The sequence below is a fragment of the Hydrogenophaga sp. T2 genome, assembly GCF_049843535.1.
GTDB classification, from domain to species: Bacteria; Pseudomonadota; Gammaproteobacteria; order Burkholderiales; family Burkholderiaceae_C; genus Hydrogenophaga; species Hydrogenophaga crocea.
Map to the genome: position 1 here is coordinate 161,947 of NZ_JBBHZJ010000007.1, position 21,379 is coordinate 183,325.

The following is a 21,379-nucleotide window of genomic DNA, read 5'->3' on the forward strand; positions in this document are numbered from 1 at the left end:
AGAGGGATCAGGAAACCGGCTTGAGCGTGCCGGGCACGATTGTGCCGCCGAAGTCGCGCATCATCGTCTGCACGAAGGGGTCGGCAAGGATCTGCTGCTCGGCCTCGCGCTGGCGGCGCTCGGCCTCGGCGGCGTTGCGGCGCGCGGGCGAGTCGACCACCACGCCCGACTCCACCACGAGCTCGACCGCATGCCCGATCGACTGCAGCGCCGCCGCCAGGCGTTCGCGGTTGTTGCCCTGGTTGAGCGATTCGCGCTCGATGCGCAGCACCCAGCGCGGGCCGTCGTGCGAGAGCAGCTGCGATTGCAGCGCGAGCTCGCGCACCAGCGCGCCGATCGCGCCGGCGTCGATCAGTTGCTTGACCACACCGGCCCAGAACGCGCCTTCGGGCGTGGGCTGCAGCGGCGCGCTGGGCCGCGGCTGGTCGAGCCGACCCGGCGCGCCGGGGTCGCGCACGGGCACCCGCACCACCGGGGCCGCGGCCGCCACCGGCCGGGCGGCGGGCGCGGCGGGTGGCAGCGCGTCCCAGGGTGGGGTGTCGTCGTCGGGCTCGGGCCAGGGGGCGTCGTCGAGCGGGGGTTCGTCGGCGGCGGGCGCGGGGCGCGCCACCGGGGCGGGCGCGGGCGACGGCGCCGTGGGGCGCTGGGGCGCGGTGGGCACCGCGGCCGGGGTCGGCGCAACAGGCGCGGCGACGACGGGCGCCGCCACCGGCGGTGCGATCGGTGCGGTCGGTGCCGCAACGGGGGTGGCGGTGGGGCGGGCCGCGGGCGCCGCGGGGCTTGCCGCCGCCGCCGGCCGCGGCTCAGCGGGACTCAGCGAAGTTTTTTTTTCCGCCGCGCCCGTGGGCTTGAAGGCCAGCAGGCGCAGCAAGACCATGGTGAGGCCGGCGTATTCGTCGGGTGCCAGGCCGAGTTCGGCGCGGCCGTGCAGGCACAGGCTGTAGAGCAGCTGGGTCTCGTCGGCCGGCAGGGCCTGGGCGAGTTGTGCGATCTCGGCCTCGTCGGGGTCGGTGCTCGCGGCCAGGGCCTGGGGCGCCATCTGGTGCACCGCCATGCGCTGCAGCACGCCGGTCACTTCTTCGAGCGTGGACGCGGCGTTGAGGCCGTTGGCGCGCAGCGCCTCGACGGTCTGCACCACGGCCGCGCCGTCGCCGCCGGCCAGCGCGGCGATCAGGCGCAACGCATGCCCGCGGTCGACCGCGCCCAGCATCTGGCGCACCGGGCCTTCGAGCAACTGCCCGCCGCCGAAGGCGATCGCCTGGTCGGTGAGCGAGAGCGCGTCGCGCATGGAGCCGCGCGCGGCGCGCGCCAGCAGCCGCAGCGCGCCCGGCTCGCTGGCCACCTGCTCGGCCTGCAGCACCTGCTGCAGGTGCTCGGCCACGGTCTCGGGCGCCATGGGCCGCAGGTTGAACTGCAGGCAGCGCGACAGCACCGTCACCGGCACCTTCTGCGGGTCGGTCGTGGCCAGCACGAACTTGAGGTATTCGGGCGGTTCCTCCAGCGTCTTCAACATCGCGTTGAACGCGGTGTTGGTGAGCATGTGGACCTCGTCGATCATGAAGACCTTGAAGCGCCCCTGCACCGGCTTGTAGACCGCCTGCTCGAGCAGCGACTGCACCTCGTCCACGCCGCGGTTGGAAGCGGCGTCGAGCTCGGTGTAGTCGACGAAGCGGCCGCTGTCGATGTCGGTGCAGGCCTGGCAGACGCCGCAGGGCTCGGCCGTGATGCCGCCCTGCCCGTCGGCACCCACGCAGTTGAGCGACTTGGCCAGGATGCGCGAGACCGTGGTCTTGCCCACGCCGCGCGTGCCGGTGAACAGGTAAGCGTGGTGCAGGCGCTGGCTTTGCAGCGCGTTGGACAGGGCCTGGACCACGTGCCCCTGGCCGACCATTTCGCGGAAGTTGCGCGGTCGGTATTTGCGGGCCAGGACGACGTAGGACATCGGGCGATTCTATGCGTGGGGGTACCCGCGTCCCGGGGGTGGCCTTGCCCGTCGCCTACAATCGCGCCTGACGGGCCTTCCCGCATGGGGAAGCGGCCAACCGGGTCAGGTGGGGAACCAAGCAGCCCTAACCGTGGAGCCAGTGCCGGGGTCAAGGCTCGTCACCTCACACCACAAGCCGCAGGCAGCCCCTGCGGCTTTTTTCATGGGCGCTCGCCCGGCCACCCCCGGGTAAACGTCAGCCAATCGCCCCTGGGGCGCCGATAGCATCGCGGGCCGGAACCACCACCGAGCCCGCCCATGCGCAACCCCGCGATCCAGTGGCTTTTTGCCGGCGCCATTTTTGCCAGCGCGTTTTCGCTCTTCCTGGTCCAGCCCCTGATCGCCAAGCAGATCCTGCCCTGGTTCGGCGGCACCGCGGCGGTGTGGGCGATCTGCATGGTGTTCTTCCAGACCACGCTGCTCGCGGGCTACGCCTATGCCGATCTGGTGGCGAGCCGGCTCGCGCCGCGCCGCCAGCTCGCGCTGCACGCCACGCTGCTGCTGGCCAGCCTGTGGTTCCTGCCCATCGTGGCGGGTTCGGCCTGGAAGCCGCAGGACGCGCAAGACCCTTCGCTGCTGATCATCGGCCTGCTGCTGGCCACGGTGGGCCTGCCCTACTTCATGCTGTCCACCACCGGGCCGCTGGTGCAGTCGTGGGTGGCGCGGGCCCGGGTGGGCCAGCAGGTGTACAGGCTGTTCTCGCTGTCCAACATGGCCTCGCTGGTGGCGCTGATCAGCTACCCCTTCCTGATCGAGCCGGTGGCCACGCTGCCCGCCCAGGCCCTGGGCTGGTCGGCGCTGTACCTGGGCTTCGCGGCACTGTGCCTGGCCTCGGGCGTGTACTTCGTGCGGCACGCGCGCGGGCCGTCGGCGCAGGCCGAGGCCGCCGCCGACGAGACCGACGCCGGCCCGCGCCCGGGCTGGCGCGACGCCCTGCTCTGGCTCTCGCTCGCGGCCATGGCCTCCTGGCTGCTCGTGGCCATCACCAACCACATCACGCAGAACGTGGCGGCGATCCCGTTCCTGTGGGTGCTGCCGCTCACGCTGTACTTGCTGACCTTCGTGCTGTGCTTCGAGAGCGACCGCTGGTACCGCCGGGGCCTGTTCGTGCCCCTGGGCGGCGCGCTGCTGGCGCTGTGCGCCTACGGCCTGCACGAGGGCAGCATCGGCTTCGAGGTGAAGGTGGCGGTGCCGCTGTACGCGCTGGGCCTGTTCGTGCTGTGCATGTTCCTGCACGGCGAGATGGCGCGGCTGCGGCCGCACACGCGCCACCTCACGCGCTTCTACCTGATGCTCTCGGTGGGCGGGGCGCTGGGCGGCTCGCTCGTGGGCCTGGTGGCGCCGCGCGTGTTCCCGGCCTACTACGAGCTGGGCCTGGGCTTTGCGCTCACCGCCCTGCTGGCGGCCGTGGTGCTGCGCCGCCAGCGCGCGCTGAGCGCCACCGCGCTCGCGCTGGTGGTGTTCTGCGGCGTGTTCCTGGCGCAGCAGGTGCGCGACGATCTTTCGTCCACGCGGCGGCTGCAGCGCAACTTCTACGGCACGCTCTACACCGTCGACGTGCCCGACGAGACGCTCAAGGACACGGTGCGCCTGCTCTACCACGGCTCGATCCAGCACGGCGAGCAGTACCTCTCGCCAGAGCGCCGGCGCGAGCCCACGGCCTACTACGGCCGCAGCGCGGGCGTCGGGCTGGCGATCGAGGCCACGCGCCGGCCCGGGCAGCGCGTGGGCGTGATCGGGCTGGGCGCGGGCACGCTGGCCGCCTATGGCCGGCCCGGCGACGTGCACCGCATGTACGAAATCAACCCCGAGGTGATCGACATCGCCCGCAGCGAATTCAGCTTCGTGGCCGACAGCGCCGCGCAGGTGGAGATGGTGCTGGGCGATGCGCGCCTGTCCATGGAGCGCGAGGGGCCGCAGGGCTACGACGTGCTCGCGGTGGACGCCTTCTCGGGCGACTCGGTGCCGGTGCACCTGATCACCATGGAGGCGATGCAGGTGTACCTGAGCCACCTGCGGCCCGGCGGCATCGTGGCCTTCCACGTGACCAACCGCTTCCTCAACCTGCCGCCGGTGGTGGCCGCGATCGCGCAGGCGCAGGGCCTGCAGGTGGCACACATCCGCGACGAGAACGACAACCCCTTGCTGCGCAACACCGACTGGGTGCTGGTGGCGCGCGAGCCCGAGGCGCTGGCGCACGCGGGCATCGCGCAGCGCGCGCGGCCGGTGGTGCCGATCCCGGGCCTGGCGCCCTGGACCGACGACTTCAACAACCTGTTCGCGATCCTCAAGTAGCGCGCCCGGACGCCTGCAGCCAGCGCTGCACGCCCTGCCCGGCCCAGGCGCCGCTGGCCATGGTCGCGGTGAGCAGGTAGCCGCCGGTGGGGGCTTCCCAGTCGAGCATCTCGCCGGCCACGAACAGGCCCGGGCGCGCACGCACCATCAGGCCCTCGTCGAGCGACTCGAAGCGCACGCCGCCCGCGCTGCTGATGGCCTCGGCCACCGGCCGCGGCCGCAGCAGCGTGAGGGGCAGCGCCTTGATGGCCTGGGCCAGGCGCGGCGGGCTGTGCATGGCCTCGCGGTCCAGGCATTCGTGCAGCAGCGCGAGCTTGATGCCGTCGAGCCCGAGCCGGCCCTTGAGGTGGCTCGAGAGGCTGCGCGAGCCGCGCGGGTGGGCGACGTCGGCGAGCACGCGCGCGGCGTCGCGGTCGGGCAGCAGGTCGAGCGTGAGCGCGGCGTGGCCGTCGCGCGCGATGCGATCGCGCAGCACGGACGACAGCGCATACACCAGGCTGCCCTCGATGCCCGTGGCCGTGGCCACGAACTCGCCGCGCAGCGTGTGGTGCCGGCCCGCGAGGTCTTCGGTGCTGAGCGCCACGGTCTTGAAGGGCTGGCCGGCCCAGCGCTCGCGAAACAGCGCGCTCCAGCCTTCGCCGCCGCCGTGCACGCCGGCCGCGGCCACGTCGAAGCCGCAGTTGGCGGGCGCCAGCGCGGCCACGTCCACCCCGAGGGCGCGCAGCCAGGGTTGCCACGCGCCGTCGGAGCCCAGGCGCGGCCAGCTCGCGCCGCCGAGCGCGAGCAGCACGGCGCGGGCCTGCACGACACGCTCGCCCTCGGGCGTGGCGAAGCGCAGGGCGCCGTCGGGCGACAGGCCCAGCCAGCGGTGGCGCATGTGAAAACGCACCGGCACGCCGCCCGGCGCGGGATGGCGCAGCCGCTGCAGCCAGGCGCGCAGCAGCGGCGCGGCCTTCATGTCGGTGGGAAAGACGCGGCGCGAGCTGCCCACGAAGGTGGCGATGCCCAGGCCCTCGGACCAGTCGCGCAGCTGCGCCGGGCCGAAGGCTTCGAGCAGCGGTCGCAAGGTCGCGGCGCGCGCGCCGAAACGCGTCACGAAAGCCTCGAAGGGTTCGGCGTGCGTGAGGTTGAGTCCGCCCTTGCCGGCAAGCAGGAACTTGCGGCCCACCGAGGGCATGGCGTCGTACAGGTCGACGGCGGTGCCGGCGCGCGACAGCACCTCGGCGGCCATGAGGCCCGCGGGCCCGCCGCCGACGATGGCGACCGTGTTGTCATTCATGCGGGAGCGTCCAGTTCGATGAAGCGGCCCTGGGCCGTGATGAAGGCCAGCCGCACCGGCTCGCCCGGGTGGGCGGCCTGCAGGGCGGCGCGGTAGTCGCGCAGCTGCTGCTGGTACTCGGGCACCCGGTGCGGGTTGTCGGCGCTCTTGAAGTCGATCACCCACCAGGCGCCGCTGGCGCGTTCGCGCACCAGGCGGTCCAGGCGCAGCGCGCGGCCCTGGTGCACGAGGTCGACCTCGTTGCCCCAGTGGTCGATGGCCTGCGGGTCCCAGACCCAGGCGGCCGCGCCCTGCACGATGCGGCGCGCCGCGGCCAGCGCCTCGGCGGCGCGGCGGGCGTCGAGCTCGAAGTCGCGTTCGACCGCGCGCTGGTGCGCGGCGGTCCAGTCGAAGCCCGCCGCGGGCGTGGGGTGCCACTGCAGCAGGCGGTGCACGGCCTCGCCCCAGCGCGCGTTCGGGTCGTCGGCGGCGCTGTCGTCGGCCAGCGGTTCGGGCGTGGCCGAGAGCGCGGGCAGGCTGTCCAGGCGCCAGGGTTCGGCGGGTCCGTCCTGGCGCGCGGCCGCGGGCGCGGGGGCGTCGAGCGCCTGCGCGAGCGGCGCCAGGCGCTGCCACCAGCTGGGCTGGGTGGCGCTCTGGTGCGGCTCGAAAGCCGAGACCACCAGGCGCGTGGCGGCGCGCGTCATGGCCACGTACAGGGTGTTGAGCTCTTCGAGCGAGCGCGCGCGGCGTTCGGTGTCGAGCAGGTCTTGCGCGCACCGCGGCGCGAGCTTCTCGCTCAGCAGGAACACGAAGCGCCGCGGCTGCGCGGCCTCGCCGGGCCAGTCGATCAGCACGCCCTGGCTCTCGGGCCGCGAGGGCGGGGCCTGGGTGTCGAGCAGCAGCACGGTGTGGGCTTCGAGCCCCTTGGCGCCGTGGATGGTGAGCAGGCGCACGGCGCCCGGCACCGCCACCGGCGCGAGCGTGAGGCCGCCCGCCTTCACCGCACGCACCAGGCGGTAGGCGGTGAGGAAACGGCCGCCCTCGTGCTGCAGCGACAGCGCCAGCAGCGCCTGCAGCTGCGCCAGCACCGCGGCGCGTTGCGGCGCGGGCGCGGCCTGCACGTAACGCGCCATCAGGTCGCCTTCGCGCACGATGCGCGTGAGCGCGTCGTGCGGCGGCAGCGCCCGCAGCACCTGCTGCCAGCCGGCCCAGCGTTGTGCGGTCTCGCGCCAGTGCGCGGGCGCGTCGGCGCGCGTGGCCTGGGCCTGCAGCACGGGCCACCAGCCGGCGCCGCTGCCGTCGGCCTGCACCTGCTCGGCCAGGCGCACCAGGTCGTCGTCGGTCCAGCCGCCGATGGGTGAGCGCAGCGCGCGCGCCAGGCTCAGGTCGTGGCCGGGCGAGACCAGCGCGTCGACCAGCGCGATCAGGTCCTGCACGGCCGCGGCATCGGCGAGGTCGGTTTTCTCGGGCTCGTCGCTCGCGATGCCGCGCTCGCGCAGGGCCTCGTGCATCCAGCCCAGGCGCTCGCGCTTGCGGGCCAGCACCATCACCTGCTCGGCGCGCAGTTCGCCGGCGGCGATCTGGGCCGTGATCCAGTCGGCGGCCTGGCGCGCTTCGAGCGCGCTCATGGCGTCCTCGGGCGGGTGGCGCGGCACGAGCAGGCTGTCGCGCCAGGCGCTGGTGTCGGCCTCGGCGCGCACGCGCGCGCTGCGCGGCACCGCGGGCAGCGCGAGCACGCTGCCCGCGGTGCCGCTGCCGGTGGTGTGGGGCCGGAAGGCCGCGCCCACGGCCTCGCCGTATTCGCCATCGGCCACGGCGCGCTGCATCACCTCGTTCACCGCGTCGACCACGGCCACGGCGCAGCGGCGCGTGTGGTCGCAGGCCAGCAGCGCGCCGCCCAGGCCCTGCACCACGAAGGCCTGGGCCGCGCGGAACACCTGCGGCTCGGCACGGCGGAAGCGGTAAATGGACTGTTTGGGGTCGCCCACCAGGAACACGCTGGGCGCCTCGCCCACGCCCGCACCGGCATAGGCCGAGAGCCAGCCGTAGAGCGCCTGCCACTGCAAGGGGTTGGTGTCCTGGAACTCGTCGATCAGCAGGTGGCGCACGCGCGCGTCGAGCCGCTGCTGCAGCCAGCCCGAGAGTTCGGCGTCGCCGAGCAGGCGGCGCGCCGCACCCTCGACGTCGTTCATGTCGACCCAGCCGCGCTCGCGCTTGAGCGCGGCCAGGCTGTGCAGCAGCACGCGCGTGAGCCGCGCCATGCGCTGGTGGTGCTGCCAGGCCGCGTGCTGGCGTTCGGCGGCGCACAGCGCCTGCAGCTCGGCCTCGGCCGCTTCGGCGGCGGCGAACTTCTGCAGGTGGCGCGTGAGGCGGTCTTCGTCTTTCACGAGGAAGGCCTTGCGCAGGCGCGCGAGCCGGGCCGCGGCCTGCGCGGGCTCGTCGGGCAGCAGGAAGGCGTCGACCACGGCGTCGGCGGCCTTGCGCGGGGTGGCGGCGCTCTCGGCCCCGAGCGCGCGCGCCCAGCCGTGCCAGCGCTCGCGCGCGGCCGGCGTGAGCAGCGACAGCGCTGGCCGCTCGAGGCCGGCCCACTGGGGGTGGCGCGCGGCGAAGGGCTCGACGCTGCCGTCGACCACGCCCGCGGCATCGGCCAGCGCAAATTCCACCCGCTTGTGGGCCGCGGTCTTGAGCGCCTGCAGCGTCGCATGGCGGCCGATGTCGGCCACGCTGGCGAAGAAGTCGGCCTGCAGCGCGGCGTCCTGCGCGACGGCGGCGAAAAAGCCGGGCCAGCTGCGCTGGATCAGCGGCGCGTCGTCTTCCTGCAGTTCGTAGGATGGCGGCAGGCCCAGCGACTGCAGCAGCGACAGCGGCGCGGCGCGCAGCAGCGCGGCGAACCAGCCGTGAAAGGTGCGCAGCTGCACCGGGCGGCCGTGCGCGCGCACGCGGGCCTGCAGTCCGCGCGCGACGGGCAGCAGCGCGCGCGCCTCGGCCTCGCCCAGACCGCGCTGGCACAGGGCGGCGTGCAGCGCGGTGTCGTCGAGCCTGGCCCAGGCGGCGAGCTCCTGCTGCAGGCGTTCGCGCATTTCGCCCGCGGCCTTCTTGGTGAAGGTGATCGCGAGGATGTCCTGCGGCTCGGCGCCCGCGAGCAACGCGCGCAGGATGCGCGAGACCAGCATCCAGGTCTTGCCCGCGCCCGCGCAGGCCTCGACGGCCACGCTGCGCGCGGGGTCGCAGGCGCGTGCATAGAACGCCTCGGGCGGCACCTCGCGGCCGTCGATGCGGTAGGCGAGCGCACGGGGGCTTGAGCTCATGCCAAGAAATCCTTGCGGCACAGGCCGCGCGCACCGCAGTGCTCGCAGGCCGCGCCCTCGCCGAGCGCGGGCAGCGGCGCACCGGCGGCGATGCGGTCGAGGTCGCTGGCCAGGCCCTGCAAGAGCGCGTCGCGCGCGGCGGCGAGGTCGTCGGGTTCGAGCAGCAGCGCGGGCTCGCCGTTGCGCGCATCGGTGAGGCTGAGGTAGCCGGCGCGCAGCACGGGGGCGTCGATCAGCGCGGCGTAGAACGCGAGCTGGGTGTCTTCGAAGGGCACGCGGATGCGCGCCTCGGTGCGCTGGCGGCTCTCGGTCTTGTAGTCGATCAGCACCGGCGTGCCGTCGGCGGCGTGGTCGATGCGGTCGAGCCGGCCGTACAGCCGCCAGCGGCCGACGCGGGCCTCGTGCGCGGCCTCGGCCTCGATGAAGCGGTGGCCCTGGGCCTCGTGTGCGTACAGCCAGCGCAGGTAGCCCTCGCGCAACGCGGGCCACTGGGCGCGGTACGGCAGAAAGCCGCTCGCGCCGTGCTCGAGCGTGAGCCCCTGGCTGTGCGCCACCGATTCGGCCAGGCGATCGAGCGACTCGCGGTCGGCGGCCTCGCCGGGGCGCGCGTCGCGCCGCTCGGCGTGGAAGGCGTGCAGCACGTCGTGCAGCCAGTTGCCCAGGTCGCGCGCATCGGCTTCGGTGTCGAGCTCGTCGGCCTCGGCCAGGCGCAACTGGCGCAGCGCAAAGAAGCGGTAGGGGCAGCGCCGCAGGTCTTCGTAGGCGCTGGCCGACACGCGATCGGGCACCAGCGTGGGCGCGCAGGGCCGGGGTGCCGCGGTGCCGGCCGGGGCCAGTTCGCGCGGTGGCAGGGCCGCGTCGGTGGGGGCGATCGGCAACTGCTCGGCGCAGGGGCTGGGCAGCAGCGGATCGCCGTTGTCGTGCTGGCGCCAGAGCACGTCGAGCGGCGTGCCATCGAGCAGGCTGGCCCAGGCCGAATCGGCGGCGGCGCGCAGGGCTTCGCGATCGGGCAGGCCCAGGGCCTCGCGCTGCTCGCGGGTCCAGGTGCCCACGGGGTCGGGGCTTGCGGGCAGGTGGCGCTCGTCGCAGCCCGGCGCCACCACGGCCGCGAACGCACGCCCCAGGCGATGGGCCAGGGGCAGCACCACGACCTGGGCTTCGCCTTGCACCGCAGGCTGGAAACCCGCGCCTTCGAGCACCTCGCGCACCCAGGCGCTGAAGCGGGCCGGCCGCCAGCGCGGGCGGCGCGGCGTGTCGCCACCGGCCGCGGCCGCTTCGCCCAGGCCCTCGAACTCGTGGGCCGCGTCGCCCAGGCGCAGCACGCGCAGCAGTTGTGCGCCCGCGGCATCGGCCTGCAACGCGGCGCGCTGGCCACTCAGCGCGAGCGCAGCGTCGGTGTCGCGCAGCCATTGCACCAGCGGGCGCGGGGCCTGCAGGCCTTTGAGCAGCGCGTCCACGCCCTCGGGCCGCAGCGCCTCGGGCACGGCCGACCACAGCGCGATGCCCAGGCGGCGCAGCTCGCGTTCGAGCGCGCGCACCGCGCCGGCGTCGAAGGCCGGCGCGAGCTTGAGCCAGTCGAGCACGTCGTCGGTGCTGGCTCGTGGCGCGGCGGCGCGCAGCAGCGCCATCAGACCGGCGCCGGCCTGCGTGGTCGAGAGCTTCCAGCCCGCCTCGTCACGCAGCCGCACGCCGGCCTCGTGCAACAAGGCGCTCACGCGGCGCGTGAGCAGGCGGTCGTTGGCGATCAGCGCCACCGGGGCGTGGCCCGCATTGAGGTGTTCGAGCACGCAGGCCGCCGCGCTCAGGGCCTCGTGCTCGAAGTCGGCGCAGCGCAGCAGGCGCGCATTCGGGGCCGGGGCCTCGGCCGGCCCCCAGTCGAGCACCACGCCCTGCTCGCCGCGTGCGCGGCACAGGGCTTCGGCCAGGGGATCGCTTTGGTGGCCAGGCAGCAGCACCAGGGCATCGGCGTCGGCTTGGGCCAGTGGCGACCAGAGCACGTCGGTGTCGAAGCCGCAGGCGCCGACCCAGGCCAGCGCCACGTGCGAAACCAGGCTTTCCCAGCGCGCATGGCCCACGCCAGGCGGGCCCAGGGCCTCGCGCGCGGCGTCGGCCCAGGCCTGGCGCTCGGCCGGCGGCCGGGCCGCGGCCAGCGGGGCGAGCTGGCCCGCGGTGTCGACCAGGCGCGCCACCAGTTCGCGGCGCAGGCCGGGCTCGGTGCCCGCGCCGAGCACGCGGTCGAGCCAGCCCTCGGCGACCAGGGCATCGCGCGCGGGATCGCGGCTCAGGTCTTCGGGGCTGCCGCTCCAGGGCATGAGGGTTTCGGCCCACTGGCGCGGCGTGGCAAAGCGCGGCACCAGGCCCTGCGCGTGCGTGGCCGACCAGGCCTGGCGCGCCTGCGCGGCCAGCCGCGGGTGCGGCAGCAACACCACCACGCGCGAGGCCGGCCAGCGGCGCGCCGCCAGCAAGGCATCGATCGCGGCCATGGCCGCGGGCCACGAACCGCATCGGGCGCGGCGCTGCAGGCCGTCTGCGGCAAGGGCCGACTCGCTGTGAGGTCTCGCGGGCGCGGGCGTCATCGATAGGGGGTTTCTGTCACAATGCGGCCGCTCGCGTGAGGGGCCTGGGGGCGCAGCGACACCGTCGTGCCGTCCACCCCGAGCGATGAAACTGTAACCTCCCCCGCCTATCGAATCCGAGGACGACCATGGCCAGCGATCTCATCAAACACGTTTCCGACGCGACCTTCCAGGCCGACGTGCTGGACAGCAAGGCCCCCGTGCTGGTGGACTTCTGGGCCGAGTGGTGCGGTCCGTGCAAGATGATCGCGCCCATCCTCGACGAGGTGGCCGGCTCGTACAACGGCAAGCTGCAGATCGCCAAACTCAACGTCGACGACAACCGCGACGTGCCCGCCAAGTTCGGTATCCGTGGCATCCCCACGCTGATGCTGTTCAAGGACGGCCAGCTCGCCGCCACCAAGGTCGGCGCGCTGAGCAAGGCGCAGCTCACGGCCTTCATCGATCAGCAGCTCGCCTGAGAAAGATCCAGCGGCCCGGGCACGCCCCGGGCCCACGGGCCGCGTGCGGGCCCGATGACAGGCGGTGGGCACCGCGTTTCCTGTCATAATCCGCCGCACATCGGCCTCACCGGCGCCGATGCTTCCCTCGCGCAACGTCCGGCACCCGGACCTCAGCGCACACCCCCCCGCATATTCCTACCGCCTCCACGCTGGAGTGACGTCCATGCACCTCAACGAACTCAAGGCCCTGCACGTATCCGAAGTGGTCAAGCAGGCCGAAGCGCTCGAGATCGAGAACACCGGCCGCATGCGCAAGCAGGAGCTGATGTTCGCCATCATCAAGAAGCGCGCGAAGACCGGCGAACAGATCTACGCCGATGGCGTGCTCGAAGTGCTGCCCGATGGCTTCGGTTTCCTGCGCGCGCCCGACACCAGCTACACGGCGAGCACCGACGACATCTACATCTCGCCCAGCCAGATCCGCCGCTTCAACCTGCACACCGGCGACATGATCGAGGGCGAGGTGCGCATTCCCAAGGACGGCGAGCGCTACTTCGCGCTCAACAAGCTCGACAAGATCAACGGCCTGCCCCCCGAGGACAACAAGCACAAGATCATGTTCGAGAACCTGACGCCGCTGTTCCCCAAGGAACAGATGCGCCTCGAACGCGACAACCTCAAGGGCGACGAGAACATCACCGGCCGCATCATCGACATCATTGCGCCCATCGGCCGCGGCCAGCGCGCGCTGATCGTGGCCCCGCCCAAGAGCGGCAAGACGGTGATGATGCAGCACATCTGCCACGCCATCACGGCCAACCACCCCGACGTGGAGCTGATGGTGCTGCTGGTGGACGAGCGCCCCGAGGAAGTGACCGAGATGCAGCGCACCGTGCGCGGTGAGGTCATCGCCTCCACCTTCGACGAGCCCGCCGCGCGCCACGTGCACGTGGCCGAGATGGTGATCGAGCGCGCCAAGCGCCTGGTCGAGCTCAAGAAGGACGTGGTGATCATGCTCGACTCCATCACCCGCCTGGCCCGCGCCTACAACAACGTGCTGCCCTCCTCGGGCAAGGTGCTCACCGGCGGTGTCGACGCCAACGCGCTGCAGCGCCCCAAGCGCTTCTTCGGCGCCGCGCGCAAGGTCGAAGAAGGCGGCTCGCTCACCATCATCGCCACCGCGCTGGTCGACACGGGCTCGCGCATGGACGAGGTGATCTTCGAAGAGTTCAAGGGCACCGGTAACTGCGAGATCCACCTCGACCGCCGCCTCTACGAAAAACGCGTCTTCCCCTCCATCCAGCTCAACCGCAGCGGCACACGCCGTGAAGAGCTGCTGCTGCAGCCCGAGATCCTTCAGAAGACCCGGATCCTGCGCCAGTTCATGTACAACATGGACGAGATCGAGTCCATGGAGATGGTGCTCAAGAGCATGAAGGCCACGAAGAACAACTCGGAGTTCTTCGACATGATGCGCAGAGGGGGATAACCCCCCTGCGCCGATCATCCGGCTCTCCCCCCTGCGCCGCTGACGCGGCTTCCCCCCTCTGTGGCGCGCCTTCGGCGCTTCGAGGGGGGACAACGCCAGAGGCCCGGCAAAGCCGGTTCCTCGGCGTTTCTCGATCAACTCCCCCTCCCTCCCTCAACCCCCGCGTCCGGCGCGCGTGCCTGCATCCAGAAATGCCGTGGAACCGGCTTTGCCGGGCCACTGGCATTGCCCCCTGGGGGGTGACGCCGAAGGCGGCGCGGGGGGTGTACAATCTGCTGTTTTGCTTGGCGGCAAGTACGTCGGAAGGGTTCCGGCGCGGCTGTCGCACCCGACCACAAGGAACCGCCATGAAAGAAGGCATCCACCCCAACTACCGCGACGTCTGTTTCCTCGACCTGTCGAACAACTTCAAGTTCGTCACCCGTTCGTGCGCGAACACCAAGGAAACCATCAAGATGGACGACGGCCGCGAACTGCCGCTGTTCAAGCTCGATACCTCGAGCGAATCGCACCCCTTCTACACCGGCACGCAAAAGAGCGTGGACAACATGGGCGGCCGCGTCGAGAAATTCCGCAACCGCTACGCCAAGACCGCCAAGTAAGCCGGCGCCTGGCCCCAGAAAAGCAGCCGAATCCCGGCTGCTTTTTTTTCGCCCCTCCGTTGGCGCGCAGCCCGCTTGTATAGTCCCCAGCCGTGAACCGACCGACGCCCGCCATCGTGAGCCAGTCGGCCGTGCGCCGCCTGCCGCGCCTGGCCCTGATCCTGTTCTGTGTGGCCTATGTGCTGCCCGGTTTTCTCGGCCGCGAACCCTGGAAGGTCGACGATGTGGGTGCCCTGGGCGCCATGCTGGAGCTGGCCGCGGGGCAGGCTTCGTGGTGGCAGCCCACGGTGCTGGGCCTGCCGGTGGAAGAAGCCGGCCCGCTGCCCTACTGGCTGGGCGCGCTGTTCATCCGCGCACTGCCCTTCCTGCCCCCCGACTTCGCGGCCCGCATCCCGTTCGGCGTGCTGCTGTCGCTCACACTCGCGGCCACCTGGTACGCGAGCTACCAACTGGCGCGCCAACCCGCGGCGCTGCCCGTGGCCTTCGCTTTCGGGGGCGAGGCCCAACCCGCCGACTACGCGCGCGCCCTGGCCGACGCCGCGCTGCTTGCGCTCGTGGCCTGCCTGGGGCTGGCGCAGCTCTCGCACGAAACCTCGCCCGACCTCGCGCGCCTGGCCTGGACGTCCATGAGCCTGCTGGGCGCGGCCCGGCTCTCGCACCCCGGGGCGTCCCAGCCCTGGCGCGCCCTGCCCTGGTGGTTCGCGGGTGTGTTCGGCCTGGCGCTCAGCGGCGCGGCCGGCCTCGCGGCGCTGCTGGGCGCGGGCTGGCTCGCGGTGCTGGCCTGGCGGCTGCTGCACACCGATGCCGATGCCCCGCGCGACAAGGCCTATTTCCCTGTGCTGGGCCTGGCCGCTGGCGCCTGGCTGGCGATGGCGATGGCGAGCCAGCGCCTGGATGCGTGGAACTGGCCCGATGTGCAGGCGACGCTGCAGGCGCCCTATTGGGAGAGCTGGGGCCGGCTGCTGGTTTGGTTCACCTGGCCCGCGTGGCCGCTGGCGCTGTGGACGCTGTGGCGCTGGCGCCGCCAATGGGTGCAGGCGCATGTGGCGCTGCCGCTGTGGGCGGTGCTGGTGGTGGTGGGCTTCTCGGCGGTGTCCGACGACCGCGACCGCACCCTGCTGCTGGCCCTGCCGGCGCTGGCAGCGCTCGCCGCCTTCGCGCTGCCCACGCTGCGGCGCAGCGTATCGGCCCTGATCGACTGGTTCACGCTGCTGTTCTTCTCGTTCTGCGCCCTCGTGATCTGGGTGATCTGGTTCGCCATGATGACCGGCGTGCCCGCCAAGCCCGCGGCCAACGTGGCCCGCCTGGCCCCGGGCTTCGTGCCTGAGTTCTCGTTCGGCCTGTTCCTGGCCGGTGCGCTGGCCACCGGCGCCTGGCTCTGGCTGGTGGGCTGGCGCGTGGGCCGGCACCGCGAAGCGCTCTGGAAAAGCCTGGTGCTGCCCGCCGCGGGCGCCACGCTGTGCTGGCTGCTGCTCATGACGCTGTGGCTGCCGCTGCTCGATTTCGGCCGCAGCTACGGCCCGATTTCGCGCCGCATCGCCACGCTGGTGCCGCCCGGCAGCTGCGTGCTCGTCGACGGACTCACACAGGCGCAGATCTCGGCGCTGCGCTACCACGGCAAGCTCGAGCTCGTGCGCACCACGAGCGGGCCGGACGCGCGCTGCCAGGGCATGGTGGTGTCGCCCGACACCCAGGCCACGCTGGCCGAGCGCGTGAACCTCACCCAGTGGGCTTTCAAGGCCACCGTGCGCCGTCTCACGGACAACAAGGAAAGCCTGCTGTACTACCAGCGCGTGGGCGGCTGAGGCTGAATGTTCAGCCGGGTTCGGCTTCGCGCACGCGCGTGGGCGGCAGCACGAGGTTGAAGCTCGAGCCGCGGCCCAGCTCGCTGCTGACCTCAAGCCGGCCGCCGTGGCGCTGGGCCACGTGTTTGACGATCGCCAGACCCAGGCCGGTGCCGCCGGTCTCGCGCGAGCGGCTGCGGTCCACGCGGTAGAAGCGCTCGGTCAGCCGCGGCAGGTGCTCGGCCGCGATGCCCGGGCCTTGGTCACGCACGAAAAACTCGGCGCAGCCGTCGTCGCGCAGCCGCCAGCCCGGCTCGATGAGACCGCCGCCCGGCGTGTAGCGCACGGCATTGCTCATGAGGTTGGACATGGCGCTGATGAGCTCGGACTTGGCGCCCGAGACCCAGAACGGCGGGCTGTCCAGCGGCTCGATGCGGTGCGGCGCCGCGGCCGAAATGGCCTGCGTGAGCCCGCGGCCCTCCTGCACCACGTGGTCGAGCAGTTCCTGGGTCGACACCCACTCGCCCTGCCCCGGCGCCGGGCTGCCTTCGAGGCGCGAGAGGGTGAGCAGGTCGTTGACCAGCGTCTGCATGCGGTGGGCCTGCTGGCTCATGAGGCCCAGGTACTGGTGGCGCTCCTCGGGGCTGAGCTCCAGGCTTTGCATGGTCTCCACGAAGCCGCTGAGCACGGTGAGCGGCGTGCGGATCTCGTGCGAGACGTTGGCCACGAAATCGCGCCGCATGGTTTCGGCGAGCTGCACCGCGGTCACGTCGCGCGTGAGCATGAGCTTGCGCTTCTTGCCGTAGGGGTGCAGCTGCAGCGAGATCTTGGTGGGTTGCGAGGGGCGAGGCCCGACGCCGTCGATGGTGATCTCGTGGCCGAAGTCGCCCGCGTTGAGGTAGGCGTTGAAGGCCGGATGCCGCACCATGTTGCGCACGTACTGGCCGAGGTCGCGCTGCGGGTCGAAGCCGAGCTGGTTGGCCGCCGTGAGGTTGCACCACTCGATGCGGCCGGACGCGTCGAGCAGCACCACGCCATTGGGCGAGGCCTGAATGGCCGCGAGGAAGTCCTCGAGCCGCGCGTCGCTGTTCTGCGCTTTTTTCTCGAGCTTCTTGGCGAGCTTGCGTGCGCGGTCGAGCAGTTCGCCCCAGAAGCCGCCATACGCGGGCATGCGCGAGGGATCGGCCTTGTTGAACCAGCGCAGCACGCGCACCGACTGGATGGTGTCGCGCAGGGCCCAGAGCCCGGCACCGACGAGCGCACCCCCAAACGTCAGGGCCGCCTCGTTGGCGGCCCAGCCCACCGATGCCCCCAGTGCGACCAGGAGCATCAATTCGAGAACACGACGGCTCATGTCGCCGACATCGGCGTGTTGTGCGGATTGCGCCCCGAGGTGTTGGCCATGGCGGTGAGGCGGTAACCCGCGCCCCGCACGGTCTCGATCATGCCGGCCGCGTCACCCAGCGACTCCCTCAAGCGTTTGACATGAACGTCCACGGTGCGCTCCTCGATGAAGACATGGTCTCCCCAGACCTTGTCGAGCAGCGTACCACGCGTGTGCACACGCTCGGCGTGCTTCATGAGGTAGTGCAGCAGCTTGAACTCGGTGGGGCCCACCTTGAGTTCGCGGCCGCGAAAGCTCACGCGGTAGGTGGCGGCGTCGAGCGCGAGCTCGCCCACCTGCACCGAGTCGTTCACGATCTCGGGCGCGCGGCGGCGCAGCACGGCGCGGATGCGCGCGAGCAGCTCCTGGGTCGAGAACGGTTTGGTGATGTAGTCATCGGCACCGGCGTCCAGGCCCTGCACCTTGTCGCTCTCGTCGCTGCGCGCCGTGAGCATGAGGATGGGGACGGTCTTGGTGCGCTCGTTCTTGCGCCACTGCTTGGCCAGCACCGCCCCGCTCTCGCCGGGCAGCATCCAGTCGAGCAGGATGACGTCGGGCAGCACGGCATCGACCTCGCGCTGCGCGGCCACGCCGTCGAAGACGACGGTGGGCGCGAAGCCGTTGTGCCGGAGGTTGACGGCGATCAGTTCGGCGATGGAGGGCTCGTCCTCCACCACGAGGACGCGGGGCAGCTTTCTCATCCTGCGATCGATTCCACTTTGTCCACGGGCGAGTGACGGACGTCTTCGCCCTTGACGATGAAGATGATCTGTTCGGCGATGTTCTTGGCGTGGTCACCCACGCGTTCGATGGACTTCGCGAGGAACAGCAGGTCCAGGCTCGGCGAGATGGTCCGCGCGTCTTCCATCATGTAGGTGATGAGCTTGCGCAGGAAGCCGTTGTACTCGCGGTCGATGTCGTCGTCGGCCTTGATGATGGACACGGCCATCTGCGTGTCCAGCCGCGCGAACGAGTCGAGCGAGCGGCGCAGCAGCGCGGTGGCCAGGTCGGCCGCCAGGCGCAGCTCGGAGATCGGCAGGTTGCGCGGCGTGCCGCTTTCGATGATGGACTTGACCATGCGCGCGATGCGCGCCACCTCGTCGCCCGCGCGCTCGAGGTTCTGCGTGGTGCGCGAGATCGCCATCAGGAAGCGCAGGTCGCGCGCGGTGGGCTGGCGGCGGCCGATGGTGGAAATGATCTCGTGGTCGATCGCCACTTCCATCTGGTTGATGCGGGTCTCGTTCTCGAGCACCTGATCGGCCGATTCCACACTCATGTTGACGAGCGCGTAGATCGCCTGGTGCAGCTGGGACTCGACCAGGCCGCCCATTTCGAGCACGTGGGTGGAGATGGAGTTGAGTTCGGCGTCGAACTGGCTGGAGAGGTGTTTGTCGCTCATGGGGGTGTCTCCCTTGGGGCCGGGTATCAGCCGAAGCGGCCGGTGATGTAGTCCTCGGTGGCCGTCTTGGTCGGCTTGAAGAAGATCTGCTCGGTGGCGCCGAACTCGATCAGCTCGCCCAGGTACATGTAGGCGGTGTAGTCGCTGCAGCGCGCGGCCTGCTGCATGTTGTGCGTGACGATGGCGATGGTGTAGTCGCTCTTGAGCTCGTGCACCAGTTCTTCGACCTTGCCGGTGGAGATCGGGTCGAGCGCCGAGGTGGGCTCGTCGAGCAGCAGCACCGAAGGCTTCACGGCCACGCTGCGCGCGATGCACAGGCGCTGCTGCTGGCCGCCGGAGAGCGACAGGCCGCTCTGGTTGAGCTTGTCTTTCACTTCCTTCCAGAGCGCGGCCTTGGTCAGCGCCCATTCCACGCGGTCGTCCATGTCGCTGCGCGAGAGGTTCTCGTACAGGCGCACGCCGAAGGCGATGTTGTCGTAGATCGACATCGGGAACGGCGTGGGCTTCTGGAACACCATGCCGATGCGCGCACGCAGCAGGTTCAGGTCCTGCTTGGGATCGAGGATGTTCTCGCCATAGAAGTTGATCTCGCCCTCGGCGCGCTGGCCCGGGTAGAGGCTGTACATGCGGTTGAGCGTGCGCAGCAGCGTGGACTTGCCGCAGCCCGAGGGGCCGATGAAGGCGGTGACGCGCTTCTCCTGGATGTCCAGCGTGACGTTCTTGAGGCCCTGGAACTTGCCGTAGAAGAAGTTGAGGTTGCGCACCTCGAGCGCGTTGCGGGACTCGCCCTGCTGCGCCGGCTTTTCGGCGAAGTTCTCGGGGCGGATGGCGAATGCGGTGTCGGACATGGTGGTTTTCCTTGGATGCGTGGCGGTGCGGCGTGGGCCTCAGGCCTTGACCTTGTCGCGGAAGAACACGCGCGCCAGGATGTTCAGGACGAGCACGGTGAGCGTGATGATCAGGGCGCCGGCCCAGGCCAGGCGGATCCAGTTGTCGTAGGGGCTCATGGCGAACTGGAAGATCACCACGGGCAGGTTGGCCATGGGACGGCCCATGTCGGTGCTGAAGAACTGGTTGTTGAGCGCGGTGAACAGCAGCGGCGCGGTCTCGCCGCTGATGCGCGCCACGGCCAGCAGCAGGCCGGTGATCACACCGCTCTTGGCCGCGCGCAGCGTGACCATGAGCGAGACCTTCCAGCGCGGCGCACCGAGTGCAAAGGCCGCTTCGCGCAGGCTGCCCGGCACCAGGCGCAGCATGTTCTCGGTGGTGCGCACCACCACGGGAATGGCGATCAGCGCGAGCGCGAGGCTGCCCGCGTAGCCCGAGAAGTGGCCCGTGGTGGCGACCGCGATGGCGTACACGAACAGGCCCAGCACGATGGACGGGGCCGACAGCATGATGTCGGTGACGAAGCGGGTGAACTCGGCCACCTTGCTGTTGTCGCCGTATTCGGTGAGGTAGATGCCCGCGAGGATGCCCACCGGCGTGGACACCAGCACCGACAGGCCGACGATCATCAGGCTGCCCAGCAGCGCATTGCGCAGGCCGCCACCTTCGGAGCCCGGTGCGGGCGTGTCGGCGGTGAAGACGTTGGCGTCCAGGCCCGCGATGCCATTGGAAAACAGCACCCACAGGATCCACAGCAGCACCACCAGGCCCAGGGCCATGGCCCCCATGGACAGGGTGAGGCCGACGAAGTTCGTGGTCTGGCGGCGTTTGTAGAGCGCTTGATTGATTTGCATGGTGGGTCTCGCTCTTGCGTGCTCAGGCGCCCTTGGCCTTTTCGGTGCGCAGGATCATCCACTTGGCCAGCGCCAGCACCACGAAGGTGATGCAGAACAGCACGAAGGCCAGGGCGAACAGGGTGTTGAAGTGCAGACCTTCGGCTTCGCCGAACTCGTTGGCCAGCACCGAGGCGATCGAGGTGCCCGGGGAGAACAGCGAGCCCGGCATGCGGTTGGCGTTGCCGATCACGAAGGTGACCGCCATGGTCTCGCCGAGCGCGCGGCCCAGGCCCAGCATGATCCCGCCGATCACGCCCTTCTGCGTGTACGGCAGCACCACCTTGGACACCACCTCCCAGGTCGTGCAGCCCAGGCCGTAAGCCGATTCGCGCAGGATCGGCGGCGTGATCTCGAACACGTCGCGCATCACCGCCGCAATGAAGGGCAGCACCATGAACGCGAGGATGATGCCCGCGGCCAGGATGCCCAGGCCGTTGGGCGCGCCGCCGAAGAGCCAGCCGATCAGGGGCATGCCCATCATCAGTTCGCGCACCGGCACCTGCACGTAATCGGCGAACACGGGCGCGAACACGAACAGGCCGAACATGCCGTAGATGATCGACGGCACGGCCGCGAGCAGCTCGATGGCGGTGCCCAGCGGGCGGCGCAGCCACACCGGGCAGGTTTCGGTGAGGAACAGCGCGATACCGAAGGCCAGCGGCACGCCGATGAGCATGGCGATGCCCGCGCTGATCAGGGTGCCGACGATGGCGATCGCGGCGCCGTATTGTTCATTGACGATGTCCCACTCGACCGTCCAGAGGAATTGGAGCCCGAAGGTCTTGAAGGTCGGCCAGGCGTTGAGGAACAGCGAGGCGATGATGCCGACCAGTGCCACGAGCACCAGCAGCGAGAAAGCCTGCGTGAGGCGGTGGAACACCGCGTCCTGCCATTGCTGGCGTCGCGCCACGGCGCGCATGGCTTCGTCGGTGCGTTGTTCACCCGAGGTGAGGAAACGGGATGGCTTGGGCATGCTGGCGTCTGCGCTGCTGGTTGTGGTGTTCATGGGACCCTCCTCGGGTCTTGATTGACAGACTGTATGACAGACACGAATTCGCAAAAAACCCACCGGC

General features: G+C 71.1%; 15 protein-coding genes and 1 other RNA gene. 6 read left to right on the forward strand and 10 right to left on the reverse strand.

Annotated elements, in window-relative coordinates:
• Positions 1 to 7: 7 nt before the first annotated feature.
• Entirely contained in the window at positions 8 to 1,942 is a 1,935-nt protein-coding gene (gene dnaX, locus WDZ95_RS17125) for a DNA polymerase III subunit gamma/tau (RefSeq protein ID WP_425780181.1), read from the reverse strand.
• A 69-nt stretch (positions 1,943 to 2,011) separates the two neighbouring features.
• On the opposite strand from dnaX, the gene ffs reads away from it, so the two are divergent.
• Together ffs and WDZ95_RS17135 are read left to right on the forward strand one after the other, a co-directional pair.
• Positions 2,012 to 2,108, forward strand: an RNA gene (gene ffs / locus WDZ95_RS17130) — signal recognition particle sRNA small type.
• Positions 2,109 to 2,242: 134 nt separating this feature from the next.
• Entirely contained in the window at positions 2,243 to 4,279 is a 2,037-nt protein-coding gene (locus WDZ95_RS17135; RefSeq protein WP_425780183.1) for a spermidine synthase, read from the forward strand.
• Here the strand turns inward: WDZ95_RS17135 and WDZ95_RS17140 are convergent.
• The 3 genes from WDZ95_RS17140 to WDZ95_RS17150 are packed head-to-tail and all read right to left on the reverse strand — an operon-like array spanning position 4,272 to position 11,328.
• Positions 4,272 to 5,558 carry a TIGR03862 family flavoprotein gene (locus WDZ95_RS17140; RefSeq protein WP_425780185.1) on the reverse strand — a complete coding sequence of 429 codons (1,287 nt, stop codon included), beginning with the start codon at positions 5,556 to 5,558 and terminating at the stop codon, positions 4,272 to 4,274. The two genes, WDZ95_RS17135 and WDZ95_RS17140, sit on opposite strands and share 8 nt — an antisense overlap.
• Positions 5,555 to 8,845, reverse strand: coding sequence for a UvrD-helicase domain-containing protein (locus WDZ95_RS17145; RefSeq protein WP_425780187.1), 3,291 nt, complete (start codon positions 8,843 to 8,845; stop codon positions 5,555 to 5,557). The genes WDZ95_RS17140 and WDZ95_RS17145 overlap by 4 nt, the downstream gene beginning before the upstream one ends.
• On the reverse strand, positions 8,842 to 11,328 hold the full coding sequence (locus WDZ95_RS17150; protein WP_425780189.1) for a PD-(D/E)XK nuclease family protein: 2,487 nt from the start codon (positions 11,326 to 11,328) through the stop codon (positions 8,842 to 8,844). The genes WDZ95_RS17145 and WDZ95_RS17150 overlap by 4 nt, the downstream gene beginning before the upstream one ends.
• A 221-nt stretch (positions 11,329 to 11,549) precedes the next feature.
• Here WDZ95_RS17150 and trxA point away from each other — a divergent pair, with 221 nt between their 5' ends.
• The 4 genes from trxA (at position 11,550) to WDZ95_RS17170 (ending at position 15,760) form a co-directional block, all read left to right on the forward strand.
• On the forward strand, positions 11,550 to 11,882 hold the full coding sequence (gene trxA, locus WDZ95_RS17155; RefSeq protein WP_166226671.1) for a thioredoxin TrxA: 333 nt from the start codon (positions 11,550 to 11,552) through the stop codon (positions 11,880 to 11,882).
• 205 nt (positions 11,883 to 12,087) lie between these two features.
• Complete coding sequence (gene rho, locus WDZ95_RS17160) at positions 12,088 to 13,353, forward strand: transcription termination factor Rho (RefSeq protein WP_166226672.1); 1,266 nt, start codon at positions 12,088 to 12,090, stop codon at positions 13,351 to 13,353.
• Positions 13,354 to 13,700: 347 nt separating this feature from the next.
• Positions 13,701 to 13,955, forward strand: a complete 255-nt coding sequence (locus WDZ95_RS17165) for a type B 50S ribosomal protein L31 (RefSeq protein ID WP_166226673.1) — start codon at positions 13,701 to 13,703, stop codon at positions 13,953 to 13,955.
• A 92-nt stretch (positions 13,956 to 14,047) separates the two neighbouring features.
• Positions 14,048 to 15,760, forward strand: coding sequence for a hypothetical protein (locus tag WDZ95_RS17170; RefSeq protein ID WP_425780192.1), 1,713 nt, complete (start codon positions 14,048 to 14,050; stop codon positions 15,758 to 15,760).
• Between the two features lie 10 nt (positions 15,761 to 15,770).
• On the opposite strand, the gene phoR is transcribed toward WDZ95_RS17170, so the two are convergent.
• Genes phoR through pstC form a run of 6 tightly spaced genes read right to left on the reverse strand, consistent with a single transcriptional unit; the run spans position 15,771 to position 21,312 of the window.
• Positions 15,771 to 17,093: a phosphate regulon sensor histidine kinase PhoR gene (gene phoR, locus WDZ95_RS17175; RefSeq protein WP_425780194.1), complete on the reverse strand. Its 1,323-nt coding sequence runs from the start codon at positions 17,091 to 17,093 to the stop codon at positions 15,771 to 15,773.
• A complete protein-coding gene (phoB, locus tag WDZ95_RS17180) occupies positions 17,090 to 17,824 on the reverse strand; it encodes a phosphate regulon transcriptional regulator PhoB (RefSeq protein WP_425780196.1) in 735 nt (244 codons plus the stop codon). Before phoB ends, phoR begins: the two co-directional genes overlap by 4 nt.
• Complete coding sequence (phoU, locus tag WDZ95_RS17185; RefSeq protein WP_425780198.1) at positions 17,821 to 18,522, reverse strand: phosphate signaling complex protein PhoU; 702 nt, start codon at positions 18,520 to 18,522, stop codon at positions 17,821 to 17,823. The genes phoB and phoU overlap by 4 nt, the downstream gene beginning before the upstream one ends.
• 26 nt (positions 18,523 to 18,548) lie before the next feature.
• Positions 18,549 to 19,370: a phosphate ABC transporter ATP-binding protein PstB gene (gene pstB / locus WDZ95_RS17190; protein ID WP_240936569.1), complete on the reverse strand. Its 822-nt coding sequence runs from the start codon at positions 19,368 to 19,370 to the stop codon at positions 18,549 to 18,551.
• 39 nt (positions 19,371 to 19,409) lie between these two features.
• Positions 19,410 to 20,264, reverse strand: a complete 855-nt coding sequence (gene pstA / locus WDZ95_RS17195; protein ID WP_425780200.1) for a phosphate ABC transporter permease PstA — start codon at positions 20,262 to 20,264, stop codon at positions 19,410 to 19,412.
• 22 nt (positions 20,265 to 20,286) lie between these two features.
• The gene (gene pstC / locus WDZ95_RS17200; RefSeq protein WP_425780202.1) at positions 20,287 to 21,312 is read right to left on the reverse strand and encodes a phosphate ABC transporter permease subunit PstC; all 1,026 of its coding nucleotides are present in this window, start codon (positions 21,310 to 21,312) and stop codon (positions 20,287 to 20,289) included.
• Positions 21,313 to 21,379: the final 67 nt, after the last annotated feature.

What these genes read in the sequence shown, in the direction of transcription:
- dnaX (WP_425780181.1), bottom strand. Translation starts at nt 1,942, where the DNA reads ATGTCCTACGTCGTCCTGGCCCGCAAATACCGACCGCGCAACTTCCGC.
- WDZ95_RS17135 (WP_425780183.1), top strand. Translation starts at nt 2,243, where the DNA reads ATGCGCAACCCCGCGATCCAGTGGCTTTTTGCCGGCGCCATTTTTGCC.
- WDZ95_RS17140 (WP_425780185.1), bottom strand. Translation starts at nt 5,558, where the DNA reads ATGAATGACAACACGGTCGCCATCGTCGGCGGCGGGCCCGCGGGCCTC.
- WDZ95_RS17145 (WP_425780187.1), bottom strand. Translation starts at nt 8,845, where the DNA reads ATGAGCTCAAGCCCCCGTGCGCTCGCCTACCGCATCGACGGCCGCGAG.
- WDZ95_RS17150 (WP_425780189.1), bottom strand. Translation starts at nt 11,328, where the DNA reads ATGGCCGCGATCGATGCCTTGCTGGCGGCGCGCCGCTGGCCGGCCTCG.
- trxA (WP_166226671.1), top strand. Translation starts at nt 11,550, where the DNA reads ATGGCCAGCGATCTCATCAAACACGTTTCCGACGCGACCTTCCAGGCC.
- rho (WP_166226672.1), top strand. Translation starts at nt 12,088, where the DNA reads ATGCACCTCAACGAACTCAAGGCCCTGCACGTATCCGAAGTGGTCAAG.
- WDZ95_RS17165 (WP_166226673.1), top strand. Translation starts at nt 13,701, where the DNA reads ATGAAAGAAGGCATCCACCCCAACTACCGCGACGTCTGTTTCCTCGAC.
- phoR (WP_425780194.1), bottom strand. Translation starts at nt 17,093, where the DNA reads ATGAGCCGTCGTGTTCTCGAATTGATGCTCCTGGTCGCACTGGGGGCA.
- phoB (WP_425780196.1), bottom strand. Translation starts at nt 17,824, where the DNA reads ATGAGAAAGCTGCCCCGCGTCCTCGTGGTGGAGGACGAGCCCTCCATC.
- phoU (WP_425780198.1), bottom strand. Translation starts at nt 18,522, where the DNA reads ATGAGCGACAAACACCTCTCCAGCCAGTTCGACGCCGAACTCAACTCC.
- pstB (WP_240936569.1), bottom strand. Translation starts at nt 19,370, where the DNA reads ATGTCCGACACCGCATTCGCCATCCGCCCCGAGAACTTCGCCGAAAAG.
- pstA (WP_425780200.1), bottom strand. Translation starts at nt 20,264, where the DNA reads ATGCAAATCAATCAAGCGCTCTACAAACGCCGCCAGACCACGAACTTC.
- pstC (WP_425780202.1), bottom strand. Translation starts at nt 21,312, where the DNA reads ATGAACACCACAACCAGCAGCGCAGACGCCAGCATGCCCAAGCCATCC.